Source organism: Dokdonella sp., from assembly GCF_035511235.1.
In the GTDB taxonomy this organism is placed as follows: domain Bacteria; phylum Pseudomonadota; class Gammaproteobacteria; order Xanthomonadales; family Rhodanobacteraceae; genus Dokdonella.
Genome location: NZ_DATKFQ010000005.1, coordinates 58,278 through 84,986, shown reverse-complemented (window position 1 = coordinate 84,986; position 26,709 = coordinate 58,278). Strand labels below are relative to the sequence as shown.

The following is a 26,709-nucleotide window of genomic DNA, read 5'->3' as shown; positions in this document are numbered from 1 at the left end:
CGCACCGGAGCAGCCGGGCGGCGCTGCGCTGCGCGGCCTCAGTCGCGCCGGTATGCCTCGAATCGGGCGCGCAGGAACGCATCGACCGCATCGGTATAGGCGGAGCGCGAGCCGAGCTCGCGGCTGATCGCCGCGTGCGTGAGCGGCTCGGGCCGCACCGTCACATGCGTGCCGAGCGCGGCGGCCCGTGCCGCCAGGGCGCGCGCCTGCGGACAGGCGTCGGGCCGGCGTGTCGAGCAGACCGCGAGCAGCGGAAGCGCCTCGGCGGTCCACTGGTGATACGGGGAGGCCGCAGTCCAGAACGCCCGGTCGCGGCCGAAGGCCCGGTCGTACAGGGCCGGACGGCGCGGCAGCTCCATCATCTCGACGACGTCCATCGCCGCGCTGTCGAGTGCGACCACGCCGAGCGGCCGGCGTGCGCCGGCGGCGGCCAGCCGGGCCGGTGCGGCGCCGAGCAGCGCGACCAGATGAGCGCCGGCCGAATGGCCGACCAGCACGACGCGGTCCGGATCGCCGCCGGCCTCGCGCGCGGCGCGCTGCACGGCGGCGACCGCGCGCGCGACGTCGCCGGCCTGGATCAGCGGATCGGCCTGCGGCAGCAGCCGGTAGTTGACCGACGCGACCAGCCAGCCGGCCTCGCGCCAGTGCGCGAGCTTGGCGCCGACGATGCCGGGACTGCGCTTGTCGCCGAATGCCCAGGCGCCGCCGTGGACGAGCACGACGATCGGCGCGCGCGCCGCGCCGGCGGGCGCGTAGAGATCCACGCGCTGCCGCGGATCGGGCCCGTAGGCCAGTTCGCGCGCCGCCGGCGGTGCCGCCGCGACGGTGCCGGCGGCCGCCAGCGCCGACGCGAGCAGCCAGTGCACCAGCCGATGCTTCATCGCCGCGCCCCGCGCAGCGTCAGCAGCGCGCTCAGGCCGTGCGGCGCGACCGTCTGCAGCGTCAGCGTGCCGCCGTGCTGGCGGGCGACGCGCTCGACGATCGCCAGACCCAGGCCGGCGCCGCCGCCCGAGCCGCCGTGCACGAACGGCTGCGCGGCGCGCCCGGCCATCGTCGCCGAGAGTCCGGGACCGTGATCGGCCACCGTGATGCGCCAGCCTTCGCCGTCGGCGCCGAGCGACAGCGAGAACGGCGGCGCACCGTGACGCTGCGCATTGACGATCAGGTTCTCGATCGCGCGCAGCAGGGCGATCGGCTTGCCGCGCATCGGTGCGCTGTCGGGCAGATCGACCGTCCAGTCCGCCGTGGCGGCCGCCAGCGCCTGGCGGCCGATCGCGCTCAGGTCGAGCAGCTGGGTCGGTTCGTCGCGGCCGTCGCGCGCATAGGCGATGAACTGCGTGAGGATCGCGTCGATCTCCTCGATGTCGCGCTGGATGCCGCTGCGCAGGGCCGGATCGGTATCGGGCAGCAGCTCCACCGCGTATTGCACGCGCGTCAGCGGCGTGCGCAGATCGTGCGAGATGCCGGCGAGCAGGAACGCGCGCTCCGCGGCCGCGCCGCGCACGTCCTCGCCGGCGCGCGTCAGCGCATCGGCCAGATCGGCGACTTCGCGCGGCGCCTTCGTCAATGGCTCGGCCGGCGCTTCGCCGCGGATCAGGGCCGGTGCCGCCTCGGCGAGCTGGCGCAGCGGCCATGCCAGCCGCCGCGCGAGATAGGCGGCCGCAAGCCAGACCAGGATCACGCAGCCGGACAGCAGCAGCAGCGGAAAACGGCGCGCGGCGCGATGCGGATAGGCGAAGGACACCCACAGCGGCGGTTCGGTCGCCAGCTGCAGCCAGACCACCGGCGTGCGGCCGTCGCCCGCGAGTGCCAGCGTGCGGCCGGGTCCGAGTCCGTCGCCGGCCTGGGCCTGCAGCTCGCGCAGGAACGGCGCCAGCCGCGGCGGTGGCGCCGGTGGCGGCGTGGTGCGCGTCGCCAGGCCCGCGGCCTGCAGCTGCGCGGCGAGCTGGTCCGGCGTGCGGTGGCGCGCGAGTGCCTCGACGACCGCGGCGAAGCCGTCGAGCGCGCGCAGCAGCTGCTCGGCCGCCGGCCGCGTCGCCAGCTCGCGTCCGAGCAGCGCGGCCAAGCCGATCGCGCCGGCCAGCGTCAGCGCGACGACCAGCACCAGCTGCGCGACCACGCCGGCGCCGGCCCGGCGCGTCACGGCGCGTTCTCCTGCGGCACGTAGACGTAGCCGACGCCCCATACCGTCTGGATCAGCTGCGGCTGGCGCGGATCGTCCTCGAGCAGACGGCGCAGCCGCGCGATCGTCACGTCCATGCTGCGTTCGAAAGCCTCGTGTCCGCGTCCGCGCGCCAGGCTCATCAGGCGGTCGCGGCTGAGCGGCTGCTGCGGATGACGCAGCAGCACCGACAGCACCGCGAACTCGCCGCCGGTCAGCTTCAGCAGGGTGTCGCCGCGATACAGCGCGCGGCGGCCGAGGTCGAGCCGGAATGCGCCGAAGCGGATCTCGCCGCCGTCGGGCTGCGGCGCTCCCGGCACGGTCCGCGTGCGCCGCAGCACCGAGCGGATCCGCGCCAGCAGTTCGCGCGGGTTGACCGGCTTGGGCAGGTAGTCGTCGGCACCAATCTCCAGGCCGACGATGCGGTCGATCTCGTCGCCCTTGGCGGTCAGCATCACGATCGGCACGGTATCGCCCTGGCCGCGCAGGCGCCGGCAGATCTCCAGGCCGTCCTCGCCGGGCAGCATCAGGTCGAGCACGATGAGATCGTAGTGGCCGCGATCGAGCGCCTGGCGCAGCTGCGTGCCGTCGGCGACGCCGCGCGCCTGGAAACCCTGACCGGCGAGATAGCGCACCAGCAGCTCGCGCAGGCGCGCATCGTCGTCGACCAGCAGGATGCTCGCGGGCGTTTCGTTCATGTCGCCACTATCGCCGCCGCGAAGGCGGCCGGCAAACCCGGCCGGCGCTCGATATGTAAGTGGATGTGTCCGGCGCGCGCAGGCGCAACATTCACTGACAGTCCACTCACATCTGCCCGAGCCGCGGCCGCTACGGTGCGGTTCGTGCCGCCGTTCCGGCTGGCGCATGTCCCGCCCATTCTCAAGGAGTACGCGATGAAGACTCTTCCCCTGATCGGTGCCGTGCTGTTCGCACTGGCCGGCGTGTCGGCCGCCAGCGACAGCCAGGCGCGCGAGCGCAGCCGCAGTGTCGAGCGCGACGCGCACGGCGGCCAGGTTTCGGCCTCCCGCAGCAACGCCCGTTTCGATGCGCAGCGCCAGCGCCGCTGGCAGACCGATGGCCACGGCCAGGCTTCGATCGAGCGCGATGCCCGCATCGAGGGCGCTGGCGGCGGCAGCGCGGCGCGCACGGCCGGCGCCTGGCGCAATGCCGACGGCAGCGCCGGCCGCTACCGCAGCGCCAGCATGGCCGGCCCGCGCGGCGGCAGCGCGACGACCGCCGGTGCGATCACGCGAGGCGCCGACGGCAGCGTCGCTGGCGGCCGCAGCACGTCGGCGACCGGTCCGAACGGCGGGACCTATACCGGCTCGACCACGCTCGTTGACGGCAGCGTCCAGCACAGCCACAGCTGCAGCGATGCGGCCGGCCAGCCGGTCGCCTGCCGGCGCTGAGCCCGCACCGCGTCCCACCCCGCCCTTTCCGAATCCGAGGCAACCATCCGATGAAAACACCGATCCATGCCGGCCTGCTGCCGGCGCTCGCCCCCGTCGCCCTCGCGGCTTGTCTCTTCGCCGCGTCCGCCCACGCCGAGCCGGGCGCCGACCGCGCCGAAGCCGTGCGCGAGCATCTCAAGGCCGCCGACCGCAACGGCGACGGCTACATCGACCGCACCGAAGCCGACGCGGCGCTGCCGCGCATCGCCAAGCATTTCGACCGCCTCGATGCCGACGGCGACGCCAGGCTGTCGCCGTCGGAACTGAAGGCCGCTGCTGAGGCACTTGCGGCGCGGCGCCGCTGAGGCGCGCCCTCCGGCGCGGGTGCCGGCCGTTGCCGGCCCCCGCGCCGTCCCGATCGGGTCTCAGCCGTTCGGCGCGACCGCGAACGTCTCGCGCATCAGCGCGAGGCAGGCGTCCTCGGAGGTTTCGCGGCGCGCACGCGGCACGATCGACCGCTGGGAGTTCGAGCAGCGCGGCCGCGTCCAGACCGTGGACGTGACCGGCCCGCTCACGCCGGACAACCACGCGCTGATGATCGAGGCCGCGCTGCAGGGCGTCGGGCTGGCCTGGAGCCGCGAGTTCGCGGTCGCGCAGCATCTGGCGGCCGGCCGCCTGATCCGCGTGCTCGAAGACTGGACGCCGGCCTGTCCGGGGCTGTGCGTGTTCTATCCGGCCAACCGCCACGTACCGGCGTCGTTGCGCGCGTTCGTCGAGCTGATCCGCGAGTGGACCGGCTGAGGGCGCGCGCCGTGTCCCGGCCGTGCCGCTACCGGGCCGACACCGGCTCGAAGCCGTCGCCGAAGATGCGGTCGCCCGACTCGGCCGAGGTCTTGGCCAGCTCGCCGACGAAGGCCAGGCCGAAGCGCGCGAACTTGGCGCTGTTGACGGCCGAGTCGCCCATGTTCGCGAGCGTGTCGCCGGTGGTGTGCAGGCGCGGGAAGAACGATGCCTGCGGGCTGCCCGGTTCGGCCACCATGACCGCCGGAAAACCCGAGCTGGTCCAGGATGCATGATCCGAGCAGCCGTAGTTGCAGGCGTAGCTGCTGCGGGTCAGGCCGAGCGGCAGCAGGTAGGCGTCGAACAGCTCGCCGACGAAGGTACGCAGATCCGCATTGGAGTAGTCGGAGATGATCTTGAAATCGGTGACGTCGCCGGAGCGGTAGTTGGTCATGTCCAGCTGCAGCACGCCGACCACGTCGACGCCGTCGGTCGCGAAGCGGCGCGCGATCGCGTTGGAGCCGCGCAGGCCGACTTCCTCGGCCGCATAGCCCATGAACTTGACCGTGCGCTGCGGACGCCAGCCGCTGCCGAGCGCGACGCGCACGATCTCGGTGATCGTCGCGATGCCGGAGGCATCGTCGTCGGCGCCGGGCGCGATCTGCTCGAGATTGCCGGACGCCGAGCCGTTGATCGAATCGAGGTGGGCTCCGACGACGACTACTTCGTCCGGCCGCTCGCTGCCGGTCACGGTCAGGATCACCGACGGCTGCGTGCTGCAGTTCGTGCAGCCGGTGAACAGCTCGGCGCTGACGTCGGCACGGCCGGCGCCGAGCGCGGCCCAGGTGTCGCGGATCCATTCGGCCGACTCGCGGCCGTAGCTGCTCGCGTAGTAGCGGTTGCGATACGAGGACAGGTGCTCGATCGTGCGGTAGATCGCCAGGTCGTCGACCTGCGGCAGCCAGGGATCGACCGTGGCCGCGTTGTCGATCGTGTAGCGCCCGCCGGTCGGCGCCGTCACCGCCGACAGGCTCTTGTCGCCGGCGAGGAACGCCTCGGCGTCCTCGAGCGAGTCGAATGCGAAGTAGCCGCCGCAGCGGCGCTCGACCTCGTGCACGTACGCGGTGATGCGCGCGCGCTGCGCCTCGTCGACCGGCAGCAGCATCAGCGGCGTGCCGAGGCTGTCGTATCGCACCTGGCCGAGCGGCGCGACCGGCTGGATGCCGGCGTAGGTCTGCATCGACGTCAGGACGTAGACGGTACCGCGGTCATCGGCCGCTGCGGCACCGCCGTGCGCATGGCAGGCCGGGGCGGCCGCGAACAGCGCCAGCGCGAGGAGACGGGGCAGGTTTCGGTCGTGCGCGCGCATGGCATTGATGTCCGGGCGGTGGTCAGAGAGGCGGCGATCGCGGCCCCTGCCGTCGCCGTATCGCGCAGGCGCCGCGGGCGCGCTGCGCGCGCAGGCTGCCATGAAATCGGGCCGCGGCGCCAGGGCCGCAGGCCGCGCCGTCTCCGTTCAGGCCGGTGCCGCAGCGGCCCGCGCCGGCATCGCATGGCGATTGGTTGCGGGTCGGCGAGTCAGCGTGCAGTGCATCGGCGGGTGCCACACTGGCACAAGTACACAACGGGGATCGCTCATGACGTGGCTCAAAGCGCAGTTCGGTGACGAGGCGGCGTGGTCGGCGTTGCTCGAGCAGGTCGTGGCCGACAGCAGAAGGCTGCCGTCCGGCAGCGGGTCGCTGCCTCATGTCTACGCCGATCCGGAACGCCGGGAGCTCTACTGCGACGCCGTCGCCCTGGCGACGCTCAATGCGCTGATCGCGCTCGACCATCTCGACGAGGTACCGAGCATGCCGCCGAGCGGCGTGATCGCGGTGGTGCCCGAGGCCCCGCCGGGCGATGCGACAACTCCTGCCGCGGCTTCCCGCCGGCCCGACCGTGGCGACGGCAAGGCCGCGGCGCGGCGGCTGCTGCCGGTCTTCGGCGCGCAGCCGGCCTGAATCGGCCATTCCCGGCGGGCCGTACCCGCCGCTCAAGAAAAAGGGCCGGTCGACCGGCCCTTCTTCGTACCGCGAAGGCGGGGCGCGCGGATTCGAAACCCTGCGCGCCCGCGATTCACAGCATCGAATCACGCGCATTCTCGGCGCGCGCGGCGCCGATCGCGGTCTCGACGTTCTTGACCTCCTCCGGCGGCGGCAGCACGGCCGGGAAGCCGAGCGACTCGATCCACAGCTCCCGGCACCAGCCCTTGGTGTGATAGAGGTGATGGTCCTCGTCCTTCTCGACCGCCTCGTGCGCCTGCTTGAGCACCTTCGCGGTCGGGCCGCTGGCGCGCTCGGCGACATGGCCGATCAATTCCCAGTTCTGATGGTCCTTGGTCTCGGCCAGCACCACGCACTCGGCCGCGACCAGCTGCGCGGCGTCGGGATCGCCGGCCTCCTGCGCCAGCCGGATCGCCTCGACCAGCGAGCGGCCGTGATGCGCGACGATCTGGCGGCCGGGCGAGGACGCTTCGGTGTCGAGCTCGAGCTGTTCGAAGACGCGCGTGAGCACCTGTTCGTGCGTCCGCGTCTCGTCGAGATATTCCTCCCATTCCTTGCGCAGGTCCTCGTTGACCGCCGCCTCGATCGCGGCGGTGTAGACCTGGATGCCGCCACGCTCGGTCTCGAGCGCTTGCAACAGGAGTTCATTGACCTGGTTCGTATCGAATTTGCGCTGCATGGGGATGACTCCGGCTGAGGAACCTCGATTGAAAACAGTCGCGCGCCAACAGAAGATGACTCCGGTGCATCGTGCGCATGGCCGTTCAACGGCCGTATCGACGCGCGGCGCCGCGCGGCGCCCGCGCGCGGCTCGGGCAGGCGCGCGAGCCGAACGGTGATCGTTCGCGGCAGGCGTGAAGGGGCGTTCGCATCGGCGGCGCCGTACCCCCGTGCGCCTGGGCACGCGACGTGCTCTCGCCGATGGCATCGCTGCGCGCAGACGCAATGCGCAGCGCGAGCCATACCGTGTCCGCGCCGATCTCAGCCCAGGCTACGGATCGCTGCGGCCGCGTCGAGCACGCGCGCCGCGCCGCGATCCTCGAGCTGGGTCAAGGCGCGCCGGTTGCGGGCGGCCGTCTCCGAAGCGGTCGCATCGGAGACGACCGTGACCTCGAAATCATGCGTATGCGCATCGACGGCGGTCGCGTGCACGCAGTTGTCGCCGGCCAGTCCGGCGACGTAGACGCGCCGGACGTGCGCCCATTCGAGCAGCAGCTGCAGCGGCGTCGCGAGGAAGGCCGAGTGCTTGGGCTTGAGGATGAAATAGTCCTCGCGGCGCGGCTGCAGCGCGCGCACGAACCGGGCGCCGTTGGCATGCGCCGAGCAGCAGGCCTCGACGATCGCGCGGGCGTCCGAGCGCCATTTGCCGAAATTGTCGTTGCAGTACACGACCGGCCAGCCGGCCGCGTCGAACGCCTCGCGCAGGCGCTGGATCGGCTCGATCGTCTTCAGCGCCTGCTTGAGCAGCCGCTCGGCGCCTTCGAACGCGAACGGGTGGATCACGTCGACGAGCAGCAGGGCGGCCTGATTGCGCTTTCGCATGATGTCCTCGGGCGGGCGATGTGTGCTGGGTCCGGCGTGCTTCAGCCGCCGGTCTGGGCGTGCGGCGCCTCCAGCGGCTTGGATTCGGGCGACTTGTCCTGGCGCAGCACGATCGACAGCAGGACCAGGGCCAGGACCGCGAGGAATTCGCTCTGCCAGTTCTGCAGCGACTCGAACCAGAACTGCGCGCTGCCCACGTGTTCCCAGAAGCCCGGCGGCGGCAGCGCCTTCAGACGCTGCTCGTCGATCGCGTGGTGCCAGCTGCCCCAGGCGTGGCCGCCCCACGACAGCGCGAACAGCGTCAGCAGCGCGGTCGACAGCGACACGCCGTAGAGCGCGCGCCACCAGCCGCCGACGCGGACCGGCCAGGGCTTGGGGCCCGCGTCGATGCGCTCCTCCTCGGGCTCGCCGGGCAGCGGTCGCGATTCGGCCGAGCCGCGCTGGCGCAGCCAGACCGTCAGCAGCACGTACATGCCCATCTGCAGGAATTCGCTCTCCCAGTTCTCGAACATGGCGCCGAGGAAATGGCCGCTGGACGCATAGACGCCGAGCGTCACCGGTGCCCGACCGTGTTCGCGCAGTTGCTCGTTCCAGGTCCGGTGGCCGGCCAGAAACTGCCCGGCGAGGCAGGCCAGGAAGATGCCGGACAGGACCAGCGACAGCCCGTTCGCCTGCCAGAACGAAAAAACGCGCTTGGACATTCGCGATGCTCCCTCTTCGCCGCAGCGCGGCGGAACGTACCGGCGGTATCGGCGAGGCCCGCGGGTCGCGGACGTGCCGCCGCGCCGGCAGACGAGCGGGACGCTGGCGGTCTCGCCTCGGCCAGTACCGCGTCTGCGGGCCTGCCGCAGTAAAGCGGCCGACGACTGAACCCAGAGCGTCGTGCCGGGCGCGCGTGCGCGCGCGTTCAACGCCGGTTCGGCCGCGGCCGTATGATCGTTCCGTTCCCGCCGCGCAGGCGCGATCGGCCCAGGCGGTGGCACCCGTCTCCGGCGTGAACGCGGCACGCGCGATGCGGGCCGATTCATCGCCGGGCACGACCCCAGCGCGCACCATCGGCCTCCCGACAGCAGCAGGAGTGTCCGATCATGCGCAGCCAGCATCAGCCCTCGTCCGATCCGCGTTCGACGGTGCCGCGCGACGGCAAGCCCGCGGCCGCCAAGTCGCCGCGCGGTACCGGCGTCAAGAAGGGCCAGAACGCCCAGACCAATGCGACCGTCGGTGCGCATCAGCCCGACTACGAGTCGCGCCGGCGGCAGGCCGGGAGGGGCCAGTCGTGAGCACGCGCGACCGCAAGGATCCGCCACCGGCCGGCGGCGACGTGAAGCCGCGCGAGACGGCGGCCGAGCGCGCGGCGCGCAAGCGCCACGAGTCCGACAACCTCGATCACGCGCTCGAGGAGACCAGCGACTGTTCCGATCCGATCAGTCCGTTCGTCCCGGCGAAGGTGCCCGAGGCAGCGCAGCCGAAGGGCAGCACGGCGTTCACGCTGCGCATCGACACCGCCACCTCCGATCCGGCCCGCTACGACGCGCGCACCATCGAGGCGCTGCGCCGGCTCGGTTTCGAGGTCGACGACGCGCGGGTCACCGGCGCGTGGCAGGAAAAGCCGTTCGGCGCGCCGGCGATCGAACTGCTCGACCTCGACATGCTGGTGCGCTTCACCGAGGAGTGGGGCGCGGTGCGTATCGCCGGCCGCGAGATCACGCTACTGGATCCCACGCACCGAGCGCGGCACGCCCATACCTCGCACTGACGCCGTTTTCGACGCGCGCCATCCCGCCGGCCCGGCATCGTCTTGCGCGGTCCGAGCCGGCCAGCCACAGAGGAGCATTCATCCATGAAGATCCGAGACATCATGACCCCCGACACCCACGTGATCGGCACCTCCGACGATCTGCGCAAGGCGGCGCAGATGATGCGTACCTGCGACGTCGGCAGTCTCCCGGTCCATGACGGGGAGAAGCTCGTCGGCATGCTGACCGATCGCGACATCGTCTTGCGTGCGGTCGCCGAGGGCGTCACCGAAGGGCGCGTCGAACAGTTCATGTCGACGCAGATCAAGTATTGCTACGACGACGAGGACGCCGACGCCGTCGCGCGCAACATGGCCGAACTCGCCGTGCGCCGTCTGCCGGTCGTCGACCGCGACAAGCGTCTGGTCGGCATGGTGTCGCTGAGCAATCTGACGCAGACCGACGGGAAGGCGACCGACGAATTTCTGCAGGCGGTCGCGCAGCCGCACTGATCCGCGCACATCGAGCCCGGCGCGTTGGCAGGCGCGGTCGCCGGACGATGGGCCGACCGGGCGCGCGGCTCGACGCGCTCCGACGAACCGCCCCGGCGTAGCCGCGCCGGGACGTCTCCGCGGTGCGCGCAGGGTGCGCTGTTCATGCGAAAAGGCAGGCCGTCCGCCGGCGTTGCCGCAGCGGTTGCGTGCGGCAGGCCCGTCAGCGTGTGCGCCGACGTGCACGGTCCGAGGCGCGGTCCGATCCCAGGGCGCTGACGAGCACGGCGCCGGCCAGCAGCGAGGCCAGGATCAACATCGTCAGTGCGAGCCCCGGATAGCCCCACAGGCGGGGTCCGGCGTCGACGCGCAGCGCGAGTGCGGCGCCGATCACCAGGGCCGCGGCGATCAGGCCCGTGGTGATCCGGTTGGCGATCTTCTGCAGGTTCTCGAGCAGTCTGGATTCCTCCAGGCCGCCGATGCGCACCTGCAGCTGGTTGGCGGCCAGCAGGTCCAGGACCGAGCGCGCCTGCCGCGGCAGGTCGCGCCCCAGCTCGGCCAGTTCGGCCAGGCGGCGCCGCGTCTCGCGCAGCGAGCAGGCGTGCTCGACCTGGCGCGCCAGCACCTGATGGACGTGCTCGCGCACGAGGTGCCGATACGGCAGATCCGGGTCGAGCAGCCGGATCACGCCTTCGAGCGCGAACAGCGTGCGGCCGAGCAGGGCGATCTCGGCGGCGGGCCGCAGACCGCAGGCGACGCCGACCCGCGTCAGCTCGATCAGCAAGGCGCCGCCGCCGGGTCCCTCGCCGTCGGCGCGCGTCGCGAAGCGGCCGATCAGACGCGCGCAGCGGCGCCGCCAGGCCGCCTCGTCGAACACGTCCAGGCATTCCCCCATGCGCATCGCCTGCTGCGCGACCTCGTCGCCGTCGCCGTCGATCGCCGCCGAGAACAGCTGGAACAGCGCCAGCCGCGAACGCGGTCCGATCCGCGCGACCATGCCCAGATCGATCAAGGCGAGCCGGTCCTGCGCGAACATCACATTGCCCGGATGCGGATCGGCGTGGACCAGGCCGTGGATGAAGATCTGGTCCAGATACGCACGCACCAGGTCGGCCGCGAGCCGGTCCAGCGGCGCCTCGAGCCGGCGCAGGCCGATCGCCTGGCTGATCTTGGTGCCGTGGATGCGTTCCATCGTCAGCACGCGCTCGGTGCTGAGGTCGGTCAGCGGTGCCGGTACGATCAGCGAGGGCTGGTCGCGCAGGCGCTCGCCGAACGTGCGCAGATTGTCGGCCTCGAGCCGGTAGTCGAGCTCCTCGGCCAGCGTCTCGGCCATCTCCTCGATCCAGTCCGACAGGCGCAGGCGGCGGCCCTCGTCGGTCCAGCGGTCGGCGGCGCCGGCCAGCCGGCGCAGCGCGGCCAGATCCTCGGCGATCGCCTCGACGATGCCGGGCCGCTGCACCTTGACGACGACCTCGCGGCCGTCGCGCAGCGTGGCCGCATGCACCTGCGCCAGCGAGGCGCTGGCCAGCGGTTCCGGATCGAAGTCCGGAAACACTGCACCGAGACGCGCGTCGAGCTCGGCCTCGATAACCTCGCGCACCGCCTCGAACGGCACCGGATCGGTCGCGTCCTGCAGCCGTTCCAGCGCACGTACGTACGGCGCCGGCAGCAGATCGGGCCGCACCGACAGCGCCTGACCGATCTTGACGAACGCCGGCCCGAGCGCCTGGATGTCGCGCACGAAGGCTTCCGGGTCCGGCATCGCGTGCCGGTCGATCGGGGCCGCCGGATCGGCGGTCAGCAGTTGGCGGTAGGCCAGCAGGAAGCGCGCGACCTGTGCCGCGCGCCCCATGCCGCCGGCGGACTTCGATGCCAGGCTCATCATGCGTCCTCGTGTCTGCGGTGCGGGCGCCACCGCCTGCATGGCGGCGACGCCCGCACGAGTGGAAACGCCTGTGCCCGAACGCTCCCTGAGCCGCGGAACGGCGTTCAGTCGACGTCGTCGCGAGCGCCGCGCCGAGACGCTTCGTCAGCGCCGCAGGCGATCGGCCGCCAGCGCCAGATCGGCCACCAGTTGTGCGCGCGCTTCATCGCGTTGCGGCGGCCGCATGCGCAGGATCGCCGACGGATGCCAGGTCGCCAGCGCCTGCGTTCGCGCGTCGAGGGCGTGCCAGCGGCCGCGCTCGGCGGTCAGCCGGAACGCGTTGCCGAACAGCGTCTGCGCGGCCATCGCGCCGAGCGCGACGACGAGCGCCGGCCGCACGCGCAGCAGTTCGGCGGCCAGCCATGGCCGGCAGGCGGTCTGCTCGGCGGCGTTGGCGCGCTTGTGCAGCCGCGCCTTGCCGCGCGGCTCGAACTTGAAATGCTTGACGGTGTTGGTCAGGTACAGCCGGTCCGCGTCGAGGCCGGCCTCGGCCAGGACCTCGCGCAGCAGCCGGCCGGCCGGTCCGACGAACGGCCGGCCCGCGAGGTCTTCCTGCGAGCCGGGCTGCTCGCCGATCAGCATGATCGGCGCATCGCCGGGCCCGGCGCCGAACACGGTCTGCGTCGCAGCGCGCCACAGCGGACAGCGCCGGCAGCCGCGGGCCTGCCGGCGTAGCGCAGCCAGGCTGCCGTCCGGGATCTCGTCCACCGGTTTGGCGAGCGGAGGCGGAGCATCGGCGACGCGGCGGGCCATGACGCCACCGTAGCCGCGCACGAATGGACGTTGGATGAAGTCGTCGGGCCGGCCTGCGTTCGCGCCGTCCGGCGCCGGCAGCCGCCGCTACAGCGATGCCGGATCGACGATCCGATTCGCGCGTGCGGCCTTGTCCTTGCGCTCGCTGTAGCGGTCGACCAGATGAGGCGCGACCTCGCGCGTCAGCAGCGTGAACTTGACCAGTTCCTCGACGACGTCGACGACGCGGTCGTAGTAGGCCGAGGGCTTCATGCGGCCGGCCTCGTCGAATTCCTGATAGGCCTTGGCGACCGAGGACTGGTTCGGAATCGTCAGCAGGCGCATCCAGCGCCCCAGCAGACGCATCTGGTTGACGGCGTTGAACGACTGGGAGCCGCCCGAGACCTGCATGACGGCCAGCGTCTTGCCCTGCGTCGGCCGCAGCGAGCCGATCGACAGCGGAATCCAGTCGATCTGCGTCTTCATCAGGCCGGTCATCGCGCCGTGCCGTTCCGGCGAGCTCCACACCATGCCCTCGCACCACTGCACGCATTCGCGCAGCTCGCGCACCTTCGGATGATCCTCGCTCGTATCGTCCACCAGCGGCAGTCCGGCCGGATCGAACACGCGGGTCTGGCCGCCCATCGCGCGCAGCAGGCGCTGGGCCTCCTCGGCCAGCAGCCGGCTGTAGGACCGCGCGCGCAGCGAGCCGTAGAGCAGCAGGAAGCGTGGCGCGTGCGCGGCGCGTTCGGCCGCCAGTGCGTCATGCGAGGGCTTGCGGAAGTGCGCGATGTCCAGATGCGGCAGATCGGCTGGCGCGTCGGCCGCCGGCATCGCGCGCGGGTGCGCGCTGATGCCGCTCATGCCGATGCCGCCCGGCGCCGCCCGGCGCCGCGCTCGTACCAGGGGCGCGAGCGGTTGACGGCATGGACGACCAGCAGCATCAGCGGGACTTCGACCAGCACGCCGACCACCGTCGCCAGCGCGGCGCCGGACTCGAAGCCGAACAAGCCGATCGCGGTGGCGACCGCCAGCTCGAAGAAGTTGCTCGCGCCGATCAGTGCGGACGGCCCGGCGACCGCATGCGGTTCGCCGAGGCGGCGGTTGAGCACGTAGGCCGCACCGGCGTTGACGATGACCTGGATCAGGATCGGCACCGCCAGCAGGACGATCACCAGCGGCTGACGCAGGATCGCCTCGCCCTGGAACGCGAACAGCAGCACCAGGGTCAGCAGCAGCGCGGCGGTCGACCACGGCCCCAGGCGCGACAGCGTCCGGTCCAGCGCGGCCGGCCCGCGGCGCAGCAGCGTGCGGCGCCACAGCTGCGCGACCACGACCGGGACGAGGATGTACAGCGCCACCGAGAGCGTCAGCGTGCCCCAGGGCACGGCGATCGACGACACGCCGAGCAGCAGGCCGACGATCGGGGCGAACGCGAACACCATGATGGTGTCGTTGAGCGCCACCTGCGACAGCGTGAAGCCCGGATCGCCACCGCTCAGGCGGCTCCAGACGAAGACCATCGCCGTACACGGTGCGGCGGCGAGCAGGATCAGGCCGGCGACGTAGCCGTCGAGCTGTTCCGGCGGCAGCCAGGGCGCGAACAGGTGGCGTATGAAGAGCCATGCCAGCAGCGCCATCGAGAACGGCTTGATCGCCCAGTTGACGAACACCGTCACGCCGATGCCGCGCCAGTGGCGATGGGTCCGGCCGAGCGCGGCGAAGTCGACCTTCAGCAGCATCGGCACGATCATCACCCAGACCAGCACGGCGACCGGCAGATTGACCTGGGCGATCTCCCAGCGGCCGATCGCGCGGAACGGGGCCGGGATCAGCTGGCCGAGTGCGATGCCGGCGACGATGCACAGCGCGACCCAGGCGCTCAGATAGCGCTCGAAGACGCTCATGCCCGACGCGGCCGGGGTGTCGGTGGCCATGCCGGCCTCAGCGCTCGCCGATGGCGCGCAGTTCGCGCTGCAGCGACAGGGCGTCCAGACGCTCCAGCGGCAGCGACAGGAACAGCTCGAGGCGCCGGCGCAGCGTCATCGCGGCATCGGTGAAGGCCTTGCGCTGCTGCTCGTCGCTGCCTTCGACCGCGGCCGGGTCGGGTATGCCCCAGTGCGCGGTCACCGGCTGCCCGGGCCAGAACGGACAGACCTCGCCGGCAGCGTTGTCGCAGACGGTGAAGATGAAATCCAGCGGCGGCGCGCCGGGCGCCGCGAACTCGTCCCAGGATTTGCTGCGGTAGTCGGCAGCGGGCAGCTGCAGCCGCTCGATCGTGGCCAGGGCCAGCGGGTGCACGAAGCCCTTGGGATGACTGCCGGCCGAGTAGGCCTTGAAGCGCCCCTTGCCGAGATCGTTGAGCAAGGCTTCGGCGAGGATCGAGCGCGCCGAGTTGCCGGTGCAGATGAACAGGACGTGGTAGGTCATGGTGTCAGCTCGCGCAGGGAGGGAAAGCGGAAACCTCGCAGCTGCCGCCTTCGCAGCAGTGCTCGGTCAGATAGCCGATCAGGTCGTTCATGTGGCCGTACTCGGCGCGATAGATCAGGTTGCGGCCCTGCTGCTCGATCGTGACGAGTCCGGCATGGGCCAGGGTCTTGAGGTGGAACGAGAGCGTGTTGCGCGCGACGCCGAGCCGGTCGGCGAGCACGCTCGGCAGCAGTCCGGCCGGACCGGCGACGACGAGGGCGCGGAACACGCGCAGGCGTTGCGGATGGGCAAGGGCGGCGAGTGCCGACAGGGCCTGGGTTTCGTTCATTGTTCGATAGTACAACGATCATTGAATTAATGTCGAGGAGACGGAGGCGTACCAGGCGATCGATCGCGGCACTCGTCTTTCGGTGCCGGCCGGTGTACAAATGACCACCATGACAGCCGACCCCTCCGCCAGGCGCAGCCGGATCCTCGAGTTCATCCGGCACCGGATCGCGGCCGGCCAGCCGCCGAGCCTGGCCGAGATCGCCGCCGCGTTCGGTTTTGCCTCGCGCAATGCCGCCTACAAGCACGTGCAGGCGCTGGCCGAGGCCGGGCTGATCGAGCTGGCGCCGAACCAGAAACGCGGCATCCGGCTGCCGGCCGGCGCTCGCGCCGACGACCTGATCGCGCTGCCGGTGCTCGGCCGCGTCGCCGCCGGTGCGCCGATCGGCGCCGACGTCGCGCTCGACCAGGCGCTGTGGCTGGACGCCCGGCTGTTCGCGCTGCGGCCGGACTATCTGCTGCGCGTCCAGGGCGACTCGATGATCGAGGACGGCATCCTCGACGGCGACCTGGTCGGCGTGCACCGCAGCGCCGACGCGCGCGACGGCCGCATCGTCGTCGCCCGCGTGGACGGGGAGATGACGATCAAGCGTCTGCAGCGCGCGCACGGGGGGATCGTGTTGCTGCCGCGCAATCGGGCCTATGCGCCGATCCGCATCGAGCCCGGCCAGGACTTCGCGATCGAGGGCCTCTACTGCGGCCTGGTGCGGCGCGGCTGACATGGGCGGCGCGATCGCGATCGAGACCCTGCTGGCCACGCAGACGCTGTGGCATGCCGGACGCAGCGCTGCGATCGCCGCGGACGGCGAGCCGACCGGGCATGCCGCGCTCGACGCGCTGCTGCCGCAGCGCGGCTGGCCGCGCCGGGCGCTGACCGAGCTGCTGCTGCCGGCTGACGGCGTCGGCGAACTGGCCCTGCTGATGCCGACGCTGGCGCGCTTCACGCAGGCCGGCGCCACGGTGGCGCTGATCGCGCCGCCGTACCTGCCGTATGCGCCGGCCTGGCAGGCCGGCGGCGTGGATCTGAACCATCTGCAGCTGGTCGACGCGGCCGCGCGCGATGCGCTGTGGGCGTTCGAGCAGTGCCTGCGCAGCGGCGCCTGCGCGGCCGTGCTCGGCTGGCCGGCGCAGGCCGATGCCGCCGCACTGCGGCGCCTGCAGGTGGCGGCCGACAGCGGCGCCTGCCTCGGCTTCGCGCTGCGCGACCGCCGCCATGCCGACAACCCGTCGCCGGCCGCGCTGCGCCTGGTCCATGCCGGCGCCGGTGCGGGGGCCGGCGCCTGGCAGGTCCGCAAGTGCCGCGGCGGCCCGGCGCCGCTGCAGGCGTTCGCGCCGGACCCGTGCTGAGGCGCGCGCATGCTGTGGGCCTGCATCCTGCTGCCGCAGCTGGCGCTCGACGCCGTGCTGCGCCGCCTGCCCGATCCGGCGCGACCGCTGGCCCTGGTCGGCGGTCCGGCCCAGCTGCGCACGCTGCATGCGGTCAACGCCGCGGCCGCCGCGGCCGGCCTGCGTGCCGGCATGCGCCTGACCGCCGCGCATGCGCTGCTGCCGGAAGCGGCCCTGGTCGATCACGACGCGCAGGCCGAGTCGCGCTGGCAGCAGTTCCTCGCGGCCTGGGCCTATCGGCACAGTTCGCAGGTCGGCGCGCAGTGGCCGGGCTGCCTGCTGCTGGAGGTCCGCGCCAGCTTCGGCCTGCTCGGACCGTGGCCGCGGATCGAGGCGCGGCTGCGCGAGGAGCTGACCGCGCTGGGGTTCTCGCACCGCATCGCGATGGCGCCGACGCCGCGCGCCGCGCATGTGCTGGCCGGCCTGCGCGACGGGCTGTCGGTATCGAATCCGGCGGCGATACGGGAGCTGCTCGACCGCGTGCCGGTGCGGCGCGCGCGCCTGCCCGACGACACCGGCGAGCGCCTGCACCGGATGGGCCTGCGCGATCTGCGCAGCGTGCGCGCGCTGCCGGCCGGCGGCCTGCGCCGCCGCTTCGGCGCGGCCCTGCTCGACCATCTCGCGCGGCTCTACGGCGAGGCCGATGACGCGCTGACGCTGTACCGGCCGCCCGATCGCTTCGACCTGCGCATCGAGCTCGGCTACGACGTCGAGAGCCATACGCCGCTGCTGTTTCCGTTGCGGCGCATGATCGGTGACCTGTGCACGTACCTGTCGATCCGCGACGGCGGCGTGCAGCGCTTCACGCTGCGCCTGGAGCAGGAGACCGCACACACCGATGTGGACGTGGGCCTGCTCGCGGCCGAACGCGCGCCGGGGCTGCTGTTCGAGCTGACGCGCAGCCGGCTCGAGCGCGTGCAGCTGGAGCGGCCGGTGCTCGCGCTGCGGCTGATCGCGCACGAGCTGCCGCCGTTCGTGCCGGCCACGCGCGACCTGTTCGACGTGCGCACGCAGCAGAACTTGCCGTGGCCGCAGCTGCGCGAGCGCCTGCGCGCGCGGCTCGGCGACGCCGCCGTGCACCGCGTCGCGCCGACCTGCGATCCGCGGCCCGAGCGGGCCTGGCGGCGCGTCGATGCCGACGGTGGCGCGATCGCGCCGGCACCGCCGCGGCCGCCGCGGCCGGCCTGGCTGCTGCCGCGGCCGGTGCCGCTGCGCGACGTGCGTCTGCGCCTGGTCGCCGGTCCCGAGCGCCTCGAGAGCGGCTGGTGGGACGGCGAGGACGCGCGCCGCGACTACTACGTGCTGGAGACCTCGCAGGGGCAGCGTGCCTGGGCGTTCGCGCCGCCGGGCGAGCAGGGCGGCTGGATGCTGCACGGCTGGTTCGCATGAGCCGGGACGACGCCGTCGTCGGCGTGGACCGCGACACGCCCGGCGGTCGACCGCCGCGTGCCTGGGAGGTCGCGCAGCGGCTCGGCCTGCGCGCGGCCAACGACGATGTCGCGGACGATCTGCCGGCCTATGCCGAGCTGCACTGCCTGTCCGACTTCTCGTTCCTGCGCGGTGCGGCCAGCGCCGAGGCGCTGTTCGCGCGCGCCGCGCAGTGCGGCTACGAGGCGCTGGCGATCACCGACGAGTGCTCGCTGGCCGGCATCGTGCGCGGTCTGGAAGCGGCCCGTGCGACCGGCCTGCGCCTGATCGTCGGCAGCGAGTTCGCATTGAGCTGCGGGCTGCGCTGCGTGCTGCTGATCGAGAACCAGGCCGGCTACGTGCGGCTGTGCGAGCTGATCACGCGCGCACGCCGCGCCGCGCGCAAGGGCGAGTACCGGCTGGGCCGCGACGATCTCGCCGATGTGCTGGCGGCGCGCGCCGGCGAGACCGGGAGCTGCGGCCTGTTCGTGCTGTGGCTGCCGGCCGAGTTGCCCGACGCAGCCGAGGCACGCTGGCTGCAGGGACTGTTCGGCGATCGCATGCATCTGGCGGTGGAGCTGCACCGCGACCGCGACGACGCCGCGCGGCTCGCCCGGCTGCTGGCGCTGGCGGCGGAGCTGGACATCGAGGCGGTCGCGGCCGGCGACGTGCACATGGACGTGCGGCGCCGCCGCGCGCTGCAGGACACGATGACCGCGATCCGCCACAACACGCCGCTGGCCGACTGCGGCGCGCATCTGTTCCGCAACGGCGAGCGCCATCTGCGCACGCGGCGCGCGCTCGGCCACATCTATCCGCACGCGCTGCTCGAGGCGGCCGTGCGGCTGGCGCGGCGCTGCACGTTCGATCTCGACCAGATCCGCTACGCCTATCCGGCCGAGCTGGTGCCCGACGGCCACACGCCGGCCAGCTGGCTGCGCGCGCTGACCGAACAGGGCATGCGCGAGCGCTGGCCCGGCGGCGTGCCGGCGAACGTGGCCGCGCAGATCGACGGCGAGCTCGCGCTGATCGCCGAGCTCAAGTACGAGGCGTTCTTCCTGACCGTCGAGGACATCGTGCGCTACGCGCGTTCGCGCGGCATTCTCTGTCAGGGACGCGGTTCGTCGGCCAATTCGGCGGTGTGCTTCGCGCTCGGCATCACCGTGGTGAATCCGGCCGAGAGCCGGCTGCTGATGGCGCGCTTCCTCTCGCGCGAGCGCAACGAGCCGCCCGACATCGACGTCGATTTCGAGCACGAGCGGCGCGAGGAGGTGCTGCAGTACGTCTACGCCAAATACGGCCGCGAGCGCGCCGCGCTGGCCGCGACGGTGATCCGCTACCGCGGCAAGAGCGCGGTGCGCGACGTCGCCAAGGCGTTCGGCCTGCCGGCCGACCAGGTCGCCCTGCTCGCCGAATGCTACGGCTGGGGCAACGGCGAGGCGCCGATGGAGCAGCGTCTGCGCGAGGCCGGCTTCGATCCGGACAATGCGCTGATCGCGCGCGTGCTCGCCGTCACCGAGCAGCTGCGCGAGCATCCGCGCCATCTGTCGCAGCACGTCGGCGGCTTCGTGATCAGCGACGCGGCGCTGTCGACCGTGGTGCCGGTCGAGAACGCCGCGATGCCGGACCGCACGATCATCCAGTGGGACAAGGACGATCTGGAGACGATGCGCCTGCTCAAGGTCGACTGCCTCGCGCTCGGCATGCTGACCTGCATCCGCAAGGCCGTCGATCTGGTCGAGCGCCATCGCGGCTACCGGATCGACCTCGCGCAGCTGCCGCCCGGCGACGCGCCGACCTACGCGATGATCCAGGCCGCCGACACGGTCGGCGTGTTCCAGATCGAGTCGCGCGCGCAGATGAGCATGCTGCCGCGGCTCAAGCCGAAGGATTTCTACGACCTCGTCGTCGAGGTCGCGATCGTGCGCCCGGGGCCGATCCAGGGCGACATGGTGCATCCGTATCTGCGGCGGCGGCAGGGCAAGGAGAAGGTCACGTATCCGTCGGTGGACATCCGGGCGATCCTCGAACCGACGCTCGGCATTCCGCTGTTCCAGGAACAGGTCATGGAGCTGGTGATCCATGCCGGTTACACCGCCGAGCAGGCCGACGGCCTGCGCCGTTCGATGGCGGCCTGGCGGCACGGCGGCGACATGGAACCGCACCGCGTGCGGATCCGCGAGCTGATGGAGGCCAAGGGCTATTCGTCGGCGTTCATCGACCAGATCTTCGAGCAGATCAAGGGCTTCGGCTCGTACGGCTTTCCGCAGTCGCATGCGGCCTCGTTCGCGAAGCTGGTCTACATCAGCTGCTGGCTGAAGCGCCACGAGCCGGCCGCGTTCGCGTGCGCGCTGCTCAACGCGCAGCCGATGGGCTTCTACTCGCCGAGCCAGATCGTCCAGGACGCGCGGCGCGGCCGCGGCGGCCGCATCGGCATCGAGGTACGGCCGGTCGACGTGACCTGCAGCGACTGGGACAACACGCTCGAAGGCGGATACGTCAAGCGCGGCGTCGACGACGGCGGCCAGGCCGCGCTGCGGCTCGGGCTGCGCCAGGTCGGCGGCCTGTCCGAGGCGATGGCGCAGGCGGTGCTCGCCGCGCGTGTGCAGCGGCCGTTCCGCGACGTGCGCGACCTGTGCCTGCGTGCGGGACTCGACGAGAGGGCGCGCCGCGCCCTGGCCGAGGCCGGCGCCTTGCAGACGCTGGCCGGGCATCGCCACGCCGCGCGCTGGGCGGTCGCCGGCATCGAGCGGCAGCGCCCGCTGTTTCCGGGCAGTCCCGACGAGGATGCGGTCGCCTTGCCGGCGCCGACCGCCGCCGAGGACGTGCTGTCGGACTACCGCGCGACCGGCCTGACGCTGCGCACGCATCCGCTGGCGCTGCTGCGCGGCCAGCTGCGGCAGCGGCGGCTGCTCGATTCGCGCCAGCTCGAGCGCCTGCCGCACGGCCGCCAGGTCCGCACGGCCGGTCTGGTCACGCAGCGGCAACGCCCGGCCACTGCCAAGGGCACGATCTTCGTCACGATCGAGGACGAGCACGGCATGGTCAACCTCGTGGTCTGGTCCGATCTGGCGGTGCGCCGGCGCAAGGCCCTGCTCGGTGCGCGTCTGCTCGCCGCGCGCGGACGCTGGGAACGGGTCGACGGGGTGCGGCACCTGATCGCGAGCGACCTGGCCGACCTCAGCCATCTGCTCGGCGAGCTGCAGACCGTCTCGCGCGATTTCCATTGACGTGCACGCCCTGTCCGCCCTGACCGACGACCTGTTCGCACCGGCGATGCTGCGGCTGGTCGACGACGCCGAAGGCGGCATCCGCTACTGGCCGCAGGTGCTCGACGCGGCGCGTGCACGCGCCTGCTTCGACCGGCTGTGCGCGGAGGCGGAGTGGTCCTGCGTGCAGCGGCCGATGTACGAGCGCATCGTCGACGTGCCGCGCCTGCTGGCCGGCTACGCGCTCGACGCGCTGCCGGATCGCCTGCCGCTGGCCGATCTGCTCGCCTGCGTGCAGGCCTGCGCGCCGGCGCCGTACACGCACGCGGGACTCAACCTGTATCGCGACGGCCGCGACAGCGTCGCGATGCATCACGACAAGCTGCACACGCTGGCGCCCGGCTGGCCGATCACGCTGGTCTCGCTCGGTGCGCCGCGGCGCATGCTGATCCGCGCGATCCGCGGTGCGCGCGACACGCTCGCGGTCGATCTCGTGCCCGGCAGCGTGCTGTCGATGAGCCATGCCTCGCAGCTCACGCACGAGCATGGCATCCCGAAGACGCGGCGCGATCAGCCGGCGCGGATCAGCGTGGTGTTCCGCGTGCGTGCCGGCACCGATGCCGCGCGGCCGGCTCGCGATCGCGGCTGGCAGCGCCGGCCGGCCGGGCAGCTGCGCTGAGCGAGGCGTCTTCGGTGCCGGAACGACGGAAGGGCGAGGCCGTGCAGCTGCCCGATGGTAGGGCCACCTGATCGAGGTTCGATCCACGTGACGTATCGGATGACGCATGGCGGGCAACCGGCCCGGACACGATCCGGCACGATACCCGGATACGACAAGGCCGGACGCGAGGTCCGGCCCTGAAGTCCGCCCGCACGAGAGCGGTCAGGCGCGCGGCGCGCTCGCCTCCGATCCGGTCGAGATGTCGTCGGCGTCGTGGCGCTTGAAGATCTCCTTCGCGGCATCGCGCTGCTTGCCGTCCTCGGTATGCACCGACAGCAGGATGTTGCCGTCGCGGACCTTCTCCTCGTAGCGCTTGGCCTCGAACTCGGGAATGCCCATGCCGACCAGCGCACCGATGATGCCGCCGGTCGCGCCGCCGACGGCGCCGCCGGCCAGCGCGCCCATGATCGGGCCGGCCGCGATCAGCGGGCCGACACCGGGAATCGCCAGCGCGCCGATGCCGGCCAGCCAGCCGACCACCGCGCCGACGCCGAGACCGGCGGCACCCCCGGTGACCGCACCCTCGGGCGCCTTCGTGTTGTGCTCGTGCGCGAAATCCTTGGTCGTGCGCTTGTCCGGCAGCAGCGCCGAGATGTCGTTGTTGCCGAAGCCCGCCAGCTTCAGGTCGCCGATGATGCGCTCGGCCTGTTCGACGGTGCGGGCGGTGCAGTACACGGATGCCTTCATGTGATCTTCTCCTGACGTGATCTGGATGGGGCTCAGCGAGCCTTGACGGTGATGTCGTTGCGGACCTCGGTGACGCCGGCGACGCCGGCGGCCAGGCGCTCGATCCGGGCCTTCTCCTCGGCGCTGTCGACCGTGCCGCGCAACGTGACCTGCCCGGATGCGGCGACCAGGGTCACGTTCTTGGCGGCGGTGGAGAGCGTCTCGTCGTCGACGATCGCGGCGCGTACGGCGGCGGCGAGGTCGAGGTCACGCGGGTTGTTCGGCTGGTCGGTCGCGGTGATGCCGCGATCCTCGGTCGTCGTCTTGCGCGCCTCGTCCGCACCGGCCGGCGACCAGGCCGGATCGGCGGCGACGCTGAGGCTGATCAATCCGGCACTCGCCAATACGAGTCCCCTTGCAATCAAAGTCATGGATCTGTCCTCGCGTGAGCATTGACGGTCTCATTCCGTCGGTGCAGCGAGTAGACACGGCGCGATATGAACCTCGTTTGCACTGGCGCCGATTCGCCGCGCGCCGTTCAGCGCATCGCCACCTGAGCCCGATGTTTCGCGCCGCATCGCGGCCGGCAGCGCGACCGCGCGCGCGACGCATCGCGCGGCGTGCACGCGTCATTGGATCGTGGCGATCGCGCACGGCGCCGCGCGGCGCGATGGTTCGCTGGGTCTCGCCACGCGGCCCCGGTACGACTCGGCGCGCTGCGAGGCCGATCGCGGCGCGGTTCAGTCCAGATCGGGCAGCGACTGATGCGTATCGGCCATCGCCGCCCACGGGTCGGTGCGGCGCCGCTTGAGCCGCGCGAGCGCATTGGCGATCGTGAACGCATCGCCGCTCTTCACGCGGCCGAGCTCGTTCCAGCCGAGCGGCATCGCGACGCCGACGCTCGGCCGCGCCCGCAGCGAATAGGACGCCACGCTGGTCGCGCCGCGCCCGTTGCGCAGCCAGTCGACGAAGATCTTGCCGTTGCGATTCTTCTCGCCGGCGGTCGCGACGAAGTCGTCCGGGTGCAGCGCACTGAGCGCCTGGGCCACGCCCTGCGCGAACCGCCGCACCGCATCCCAAGGCGCGGGCGGATCGAGCGGCACGACGACATGCAGCCCCTTGCCGCCCGACGTGCGCACGAATGCGGTCAGGCCGACCGTCTCGAGCTGCTTGCGCACCTCTCGCGCGGCGGCGACCACGCGCTTCCAGGTCACGCCCTTGCCGGGATCCATGTCGAAGACGACGCGGCTGGCGTGATCCGGATCGCCCGACGGCGATCCCCACGGATGGAACTCGAGCACGTTCATCTGCACCAGTTCGAGCAGGCCTTCGACGTCGTCGATGCACAGATACTCGTCGCTGCCGTTCTTCTCCTGCACGGTGATCGCGTGGACGTGTTCGCCCCAGCCGCGGCCGGCGTGCTTCTGGAAGAAGCAGGCCTTGGCGATGCCGTCCGGGCAGCGCACCACCGATACCGGCCGTCCGGACAGCTCGGGCAGCAGCCACGGCGCGACCTGCCGGTAGTACTCGGCGACCTCGCCCTTGGTGATGCCGGCCTCCGGGAACACCACGCGGTCCGGATGCGTGATCGTGACCGAGGCGGCGCCGGCCTGTTTCGCCGCGCTCGCCTTCGCGTCCGCCGCCGCGCGGCGGCGGGGTGTACTCCCGGCGCCGCGCGCCGGCCGCTTGCGGTCCGGGGAAGCGGTGGTCTTCATCAGATCCTCCACGGTCTTGTCGGCGCGAATCGTCTTGAATGCGACCTGGCGCAGCAGACCCTGGCCGCCGTAGCCCTGATAGTAGACCTCGGCGACCAGGCGCGGCCGGACCCAGATCGCGAGGCGGCGGTCGGATGCCGCCATCAGTTCCACGTCGGCCGGCGGCTCGTCGACCGTGCTGCGTGCCAGCTGCCGCCGCAGCTGCCGCAGTTCGTCGTCGCTGAAGCCGGTGCCGACGCGGCCGACGTAGCGCAGCGCGCCGTTGCCGCCGGGCGCCGCCAGCAGCAGCGCACCGATGCCGGCACGCCTGCCCTTGGGCTCGGTATAGCCGACGATCGCGAACTCGTCGGAGCGGCGCGCCTTCACCTTGACCCAGGCGCCGCTGCGCGTGCCGGTATAGGCGCTGTCGATGCGCTTGCTGACGATGCCCTCGAGGCCGTGTTCGATCGCCTGCGCGAAGACCGCGGCGCCGCCGCCGACCTGGTGCTCGGAATAGCGCAGCAGCGGATGCGGATGCGCGGCCAGACGCTGGTCGAGCAGACGCTTGCGCTCGATCAGCGGCACCTCCCACAAGCTGCGGCCGTCGGCATGCAGCAGATCGAACAGCATGTAGATCGCCGGCTCGCGCGTCTCGGCCGCGAGGCGGCTCTGCAGCGCATTGAAGCTCTCGCGCTCGCCGTGCAATACCACCATCTCGCCGTCGAGCTGCGCGTTCCTGAAGCCGAACGACTCGATCGCGCGCGCCAGTTCGGGCACCTTGGCGGTCCATTCGATCGCATTGCGCGACCACAGCCGCGCCTTGCCGCGCTCGACGGTCGCGAGGATGCGGTAGCCGTCCCACTTGACCTCGTGCAGCCAGGCCGCGCCGGTCGGCGCGGTAGCGACCGGCCGGCACAGCTCCGGCGCAAACGGCACGCGCATCGCCGCGCGGCGGCCGCGCGCCGGCTCGCCGGCCGAGGCCGCTGCGGCCGGCGTATCGGGGTTTGCCGCCGCATGACCGGCCCAGACCTTGCGGCGCCGCGTCAGCGCGATCGGCCGATCGGTCTTCGGATCGACGAAGGCGTTGACATCGCGATCGCCGGCATAGGCGTCGTCGTGCTTGATCAGCAGCCACTGCTGCTGGCTGCCCTGCTTGCGCGTGCGCACCAGCACCCAGGAGCCGCGCAGCACGTCGCCGTGCAGCATGAACTTGAGCTCGCCGGCGGCCAGCCCCTTGCGCGCGTCGCCGATCGCTTCCCAGGTGCCGGAGTCGAAGACGTCGACGTGACCGGCGCCGTAGTGGCCTTTCGGGATGTCGCCCTCGAACGTGGCGTAGGCGATCGGGTGATCCTCCACCTCCATCGCCAGACGCTTGACCGCCGGATCGAAGCTCGGCCCCTTCGGCACCGCCCAGCTCTTGAGCACGCCGTCGAGCTCGAGCCGGAAGTCGAAATGGCGGCGCGAGGCATGATGCAGCTGGACGACGAAGATGCGTCCGCCGCGCCTGCCGCCGCGTGCCGGCTCCGGCGTCGACGTGAAATCGCGTTTGCGCGCGTAGGTGGCCAGACCCACGGCGATCAGCCCGGCGTGCGGCGTGGATCGTCGCCGTAGGTGTACTCGGTCTCGAACGATCCGTCTTCGCGGTGCACGACCAGCTGCGCGAGGCCGCCGCGCGTGTGCACGTCCTTGGCGCGGCTGCGGCCGGCCTCGATCGCGGCCTGCTTGGTGTCGAAACTGCCTTCGTTCGAGCCGCCTTCGTGATTGAGATGCCAGCGTCCGTCGGCGCTGGCGTGTACGACGTGCAGGACTTGACGCTTCATGACGATCTCCGGATCGGGAACGAATACGGGCACCGGCGCGCCGTCGCCCGCCGGGCAGATATGCCTCGGCGCGGCTTAATCGCGGCTGGCGTGAGCGCACACCCCGGCGCGGCGAGCCGGTCCGGCCGCGTCCCGGCGCGGCGGCACGGTGGGACCGGATCCGGGAAGCGAGGACGCCGGCATCGCCGACCGGCAGCACGGCGGCGAGGGCGATGCCGGCAGACTCGTCGCGGTCGTGCGCGATGCGCCG

30 protein-coding genes are annotated in these 26,709 nt (G+C 72.1%); 12 read left to right on the top strand and 18 right to left on the bottom strand.

The window, feature by feature from the left end:
- Window positions 1-38: 38 nt before the first annotated feature.
- From VMR06_RS02400 to ompR, 3 genes are read right to left on the bottom strand one after another with little or no spacing between them, the layout of a single operon-like run.
- Window positions 39-881 (bottom strand): alpha/beta hydrolase, encoded by an 843-nt coding sequence (locus tag VMR06_RS02400; RefSeq protein ID WP_325372609.1) that lies wholly within the window; start codon window positions 879-881, stop codon window positions 39-41.
- Complete coding sequence (locus VMR06_RS02395; RefSeq protein ID WP_325372607.1) at window positions 878-2,143, bottom strand: ATP-binding protein; 1,266 nt, start codon at window positions 2,141-2,143, stop codon at window positions 878-880. The genes VMR06_RS02400 and VMR06_RS02395 overlap by 4 nt, the downstream gene beginning before the upstream one ends.
- A complete protein-coding gene (gene ompR, locus VMR06_RS02390; protein WP_325372605.1) occupies window positions 2,140-2,859 on the bottom strand; it encodes a two-component system response regulator OmpR in 720 nt (239 codons plus the stop codon). The genes VMR06_RS02395 and ompR overlap by 4 nt, the downstream gene beginning before the upstream one ends.
- 195 nt (window positions 2,860-3,054) lie before the next feature.
- Here ompR and VMR06_RS02385 point away from each other — a divergent pair, with 195 nt between their 5' ends.
- Complete coding sequence (locus VMR06_RS02385) at window positions 3,055-3,570, top strand: hypothetical protein (protein WP_325372603.1); 516 nt, start codon at window positions 3,055-3,057, stop codon at window positions 3,568-3,570.
- A 50-nt stretch (window positions 3,571-3,620) separates the two neighbouring features.
- A complete protein-coding gene (locus VMR06_RS02380) occupies window positions 3,621-3,917 on the top strand; it encodes a hypothetical protein (protein ID WP_325372601.1) in 297 nt (98 codons plus the stop codon).
- Window positions 3,918-3,977: 60 nt separating this feature from the next.
- Here the strand turns inward: VMR06_RS02380 and VMR06_RS02375 are convergent, their stop codons facing one another.
- The gene (locus VMR06_RS02375) at window positions 3,978-4,127 is read right to left on the bottom strand and encodes a hypothetical protein (protein WP_325372599.1); all 150 of its coding nucleotides are present in this window, start codon (window positions 4,125-4,127) and stop codon (window positions 3,978-3,980) included.
- Here VMR06_RS02375 and VMR06_RS02370 point away from each other — a divergent pair.
- On the top strand, window positions 4,111-4,353 hold the full coding sequence (locus tag VMR06_RS02370; protein ID WP_325372597.1) for a LysR substrate-binding domain-containing protein: 243 nt from the start codon (window positions 4,111-4,113) through the stop codon (window positions 4,351-4,353). The two genes, VMR06_RS02375 and VMR06_RS02370, sit on opposite strands and share 17 nt — an antisense overlap.
- 28 nt (window positions 4,354-4,381) lie before the next feature.
- Here VMR06_RS02370 and VMR06_RS02365 read toward each other — a convergent pair whose 3' ends face one another.
- Window positions 4,382-5,701: a M20/M25/M40 family metallo-hydrolase gene (locus VMR06_RS02365; RefSeq protein WP_325372595.1), complete on the bottom strand. Its 1,320-nt coding sequence runs from the start codon at window positions 5,699-5,701 to the stop codon at window positions 4,382-4,384.
- Between the two features lie 268 nt (window positions 5,702-5,969).
- Between VMR06_RS02365 and VMR06_RS02360 the strand changes: the two genes are divergently transcribed.
- Complete coding sequence (locus VMR06_RS02360) at window positions 5,970-6,332, top strand: hypothetical protein (RefSeq protein ID WP_325372593.1); 363 nt, start codon at window positions 5,970-5,972, stop codon at window positions 6,330-6,332.
- A gap of 115 nt (window positions 6,333-6,447) precedes the next feature.
- Here the strand turns inward: VMR06_RS02360 and VMR06_RS02355 are convergent, their stop codons facing one another.
- The 3 genes from VMR06_RS02355 to VMR06_RS02345 all read right to left on the bottom strand — a co-directional run bounded on the left by VMR06_RS02355 (window position 6,448) and on the right by VMR06_RS02345 (window position 8,617).
- Window positions 6,448-7,053 carry a hypothetical protein gene (locus tag VMR06_RS02355; RefSeq protein ID WP_325372591.1) on the bottom strand — a complete coding sequence of 202 codons (606 nt, stop codon included), beginning with the start codon at window positions 7,051-7,053 and terminating at the stop codon, window positions 6,448-6,450.
- A gap of 302 nt (window positions 7,054-7,355) precedes the next feature.
- Window positions 7,356-7,916 (bottom strand): isochorismatase family cysteine hydrolase, encoded by a 561-nt coding sequence (locus VMR06_RS02350; protein WP_325372589.1) that lies wholly within the window; start codon window positions 7,914-7,916, stop codon window positions 7,356-7,358.
- 41 nt (window positions 7,917-7,957) lie between these two features.
- The gene (locus VMR06_RS02345; RefSeq protein WP_325372587.1) at window positions 7,958-8,617 is read right to left on the bottom strand and encodes a DUF6766 family protein; all 660 of its coding nucleotides are present in this window, start codon (window positions 8,615-8,617) and stop codon (window positions 7,958-7,960) included.
- Window positions 8,618-9,004: 387 nt separating this feature from the next.
- Between VMR06_RS02345 and VMR06_RS02340 the strand changes: the two genes are divergently transcribed.
- From VMR06_RS02340 to VMR06_RS02330, 3 genes are all read left to right on the top strand, one after another.
- Window positions 9,005-9,196: a hypothetical protein gene (locus tag VMR06_RS02340; RefSeq protein WP_325372585.1), complete on the top strand. Its 192-nt coding sequence runs from the start codon at window positions 9,005-9,007 to the stop codon at window positions 9,194-9,196.
- Window positions 9,193-9,672 carry a hypothetical protein gene (locus VMR06_RS02335; RefSeq protein WP_325372583.1) on the top strand — a complete coding sequence of 160 codons (480 nt, stop codon included), beginning with the start codon at window positions 9,193-9,195 and terminating at the stop codon, window positions 9,670-9,672. Before VMR06_RS02340 ends, VMR06_RS02335 begins: the two co-directional genes overlap by 4 nt.
- Window positions 9,673-9,756: 84 nt before the next feature.
- A complete protein-coding gene (locus VMR06_RS02330; RefSeq protein WP_325372581.1) occupies window positions 9,757-10,164 on the top strand; it encodes a CBS domain-containing protein in 408 nt (135 codons plus the stop codon).
- 202 nt (window positions 10,165-10,366) lie between these two features.
- On the opposite strand, the gene VMR06_RS02325 is transcribed toward VMR06_RS02330, so the two are convergent.
- The 6 genes from VMR06_RS02325 to VMR06_RS02300 form a co-directional block, all read right to left on the bottom strand.
- A complete protein-coding gene (locus VMR06_RS02325) occupies window positions 10,367-12,025 on the bottom strand; it encodes an ABC1 kinase family protein (protein WP_325372579.1) in 1,659 nt (552 codons plus the stop codon).
- Between the two features lie 147 nt (window positions 12,026-12,172).
- Window positions 12,173-12,820: a UdgX family uracil-DNA binding protein gene (locus VMR06_RS02320; RefSeq protein WP_325372577.1), complete on the bottom strand. Its 648-nt coding sequence runs from the start codon at window positions 12,818-12,820 to the stop codon at window positions 12,173-12,175.
- A gap of 87 nt (window positions 12,821-12,907) precedes the next feature.
- Window positions 12,908-13,663, bottom strand: coding sequence for an arsenical resistance protein ArsH (gene arsH, locus VMR06_RS02315; protein WP_325372575.1), 756 nt, complete (start codon window positions 13,661-13,663; stop codon window positions 12,908-12,910).
- Entirely contained in the window at window positions 13,660-14,736 is a 1,077-nt protein-coding gene (gene arsB, locus VMR06_RS02310; RefSeq protein WP_325372573.1) for an ACR3 family arsenite efflux transporter, read from the bottom strand. Before arsB ends, arsH begins: the two co-directional genes overlap by 4 nt.
- Before the next feature lie 7 nt (window positions 14,737-14,743).
- A complete protein-coding gene (locus tag VMR06_RS02305) occupies window positions 14,744-15,229 on the bottom strand; it encodes an arsenate reductase ArsC (protein WP_325372571.1) in 486 nt (161 codons plus the stop codon).
- 4 nt (window positions 15,230-15,233) lie between these two features.
- Window positions 15,234-15,557 (bottom strand): metalloregulator ArsR/SmtB family transcription factor, encoded by a 324-nt coding sequence (locus VMR06_RS02300; protein ID WP_325372569.1) that lies wholly within the window; start codon window positions 15,555-15,557, stop codon window positions 15,234-15,236.
- Window positions 15,558-15,666: 109 nt separating this feature from the next.
- Between VMR06_RS02300 and lexA the strand changes: the two genes are divergently transcribed.
- From lexA to VMR06_RS02275, 5 genes are read left to right on the top strand one after another with little or no spacing between them, the layout of a single operon-like run.
- Entirely contained in the window at window positions 15,667-16,275 is a 609-nt protein-coding gene (lexA, locus tag VMR06_RS02295; RefSeq protein WP_325372567.1) for a transcriptional repressor LexA, read from the top strand.
- A 1-nt stretch (window position 16,276) separates the two neighbouring features.
- Window positions 16,277-16,903, top strand: coding sequence for a translesion DNA synthesis-associated protein ImuA (gene imuA / locus VMR06_RS02290; protein ID WP_325372565.1), 627 nt, complete (start codon window positions 16,277-16,279; stop codon window positions 16,901-16,903).
- Between the two features lie 9 nt (window positions 16,904-16,912).
- Complete coding sequence (locus VMR06_RS02285; protein WP_325372563.1) at window positions 16,913-18,331, top strand: DNA polymerase Y family protein; 1,419 nt, start codon at window positions 16,913-16,915, stop codon at window positions 18,329-18,331.
- Entirely contained in the window at window positions 18,328-21,579 is a 3,252-nt protein-coding gene (locus VMR06_RS02280) for an error-prone DNA polymerase (RefSeq protein ID WP_325372561.1), read from the top strand. The genes VMR06_RS02285 and VMR06_RS02280 overlap by 4 nt, the downstream gene beginning before the upstream one ends.
- 46 nt (window positions 21,580-21,625) lie before the next feature.
- The gene (locus tag VMR06_RS02275) at window positions 21,626-22,237 is read left to right on the top strand and encodes an alpha-ketoglutarate-dependent dioxygenase AlkB (protein WP_325372877.1); all 612 of its coding nucleotides are present in this window, start codon (window positions 21,626-21,628) and stop codon (window positions 22,235-22,237) included.
- Between the two features lie 204 nt (window positions 22,238-22,441).
- Here the strand turns inward: VMR06_RS02275 and VMR06_RS02270 are convergent, their stop codons facing one another.
- From VMR06_RS02270 to VMR06_RS02255, 4 genes are all read right to left on the bottom strand, one after another.
- Window positions 22,442-22,966 (bottom strand): hypothetical protein, encoded by a 525-nt coding sequence (locus VMR06_RS02270; RefSeq protein WP_325372559.1) that lies wholly within the window; start codon window positions 22,964-22,966, stop codon window positions 22,442-22,444.
- Window positions 22,967-22,998: 32 nt separating this feature from the next.
- On the bottom strand, window positions 22,999-23,376 hold the full coding sequence (locus tag VMR06_RS02265; protein WP_325372557.1) for a BON domain-containing protein: 378 nt from the start codon (window positions 23,374-23,376) through the stop codon (window positions 22,999-23,001).
- Window positions 23,377-23,685: 309 nt separating this feature from the next.
- On the bottom strand, window positions 23,686-26,211 hold the full coding sequence (gene ligD, locus VMR06_RS02260; RefSeq protein WP_325372555.1) for a DNA ligase D: 2,526 nt from the start codon (window positions 26,209-26,211) through the stop codon (window positions 23,686-23,688).
- Window positions 26,212-26,216: 5 nt separating this feature from the next.
- On the bottom strand, window positions 26,217-26,459 hold the full coding sequence (locus tag VMR06_RS02255) for a DUF2188 domain-containing protein (protein WP_325372553.1): 243 nt from the start codon (window positions 26,457-26,459) through the stop codon (window positions 26,217-26,219).
- Window positions 26,460-26,709 lie beyond the last annotated feature (250 nt).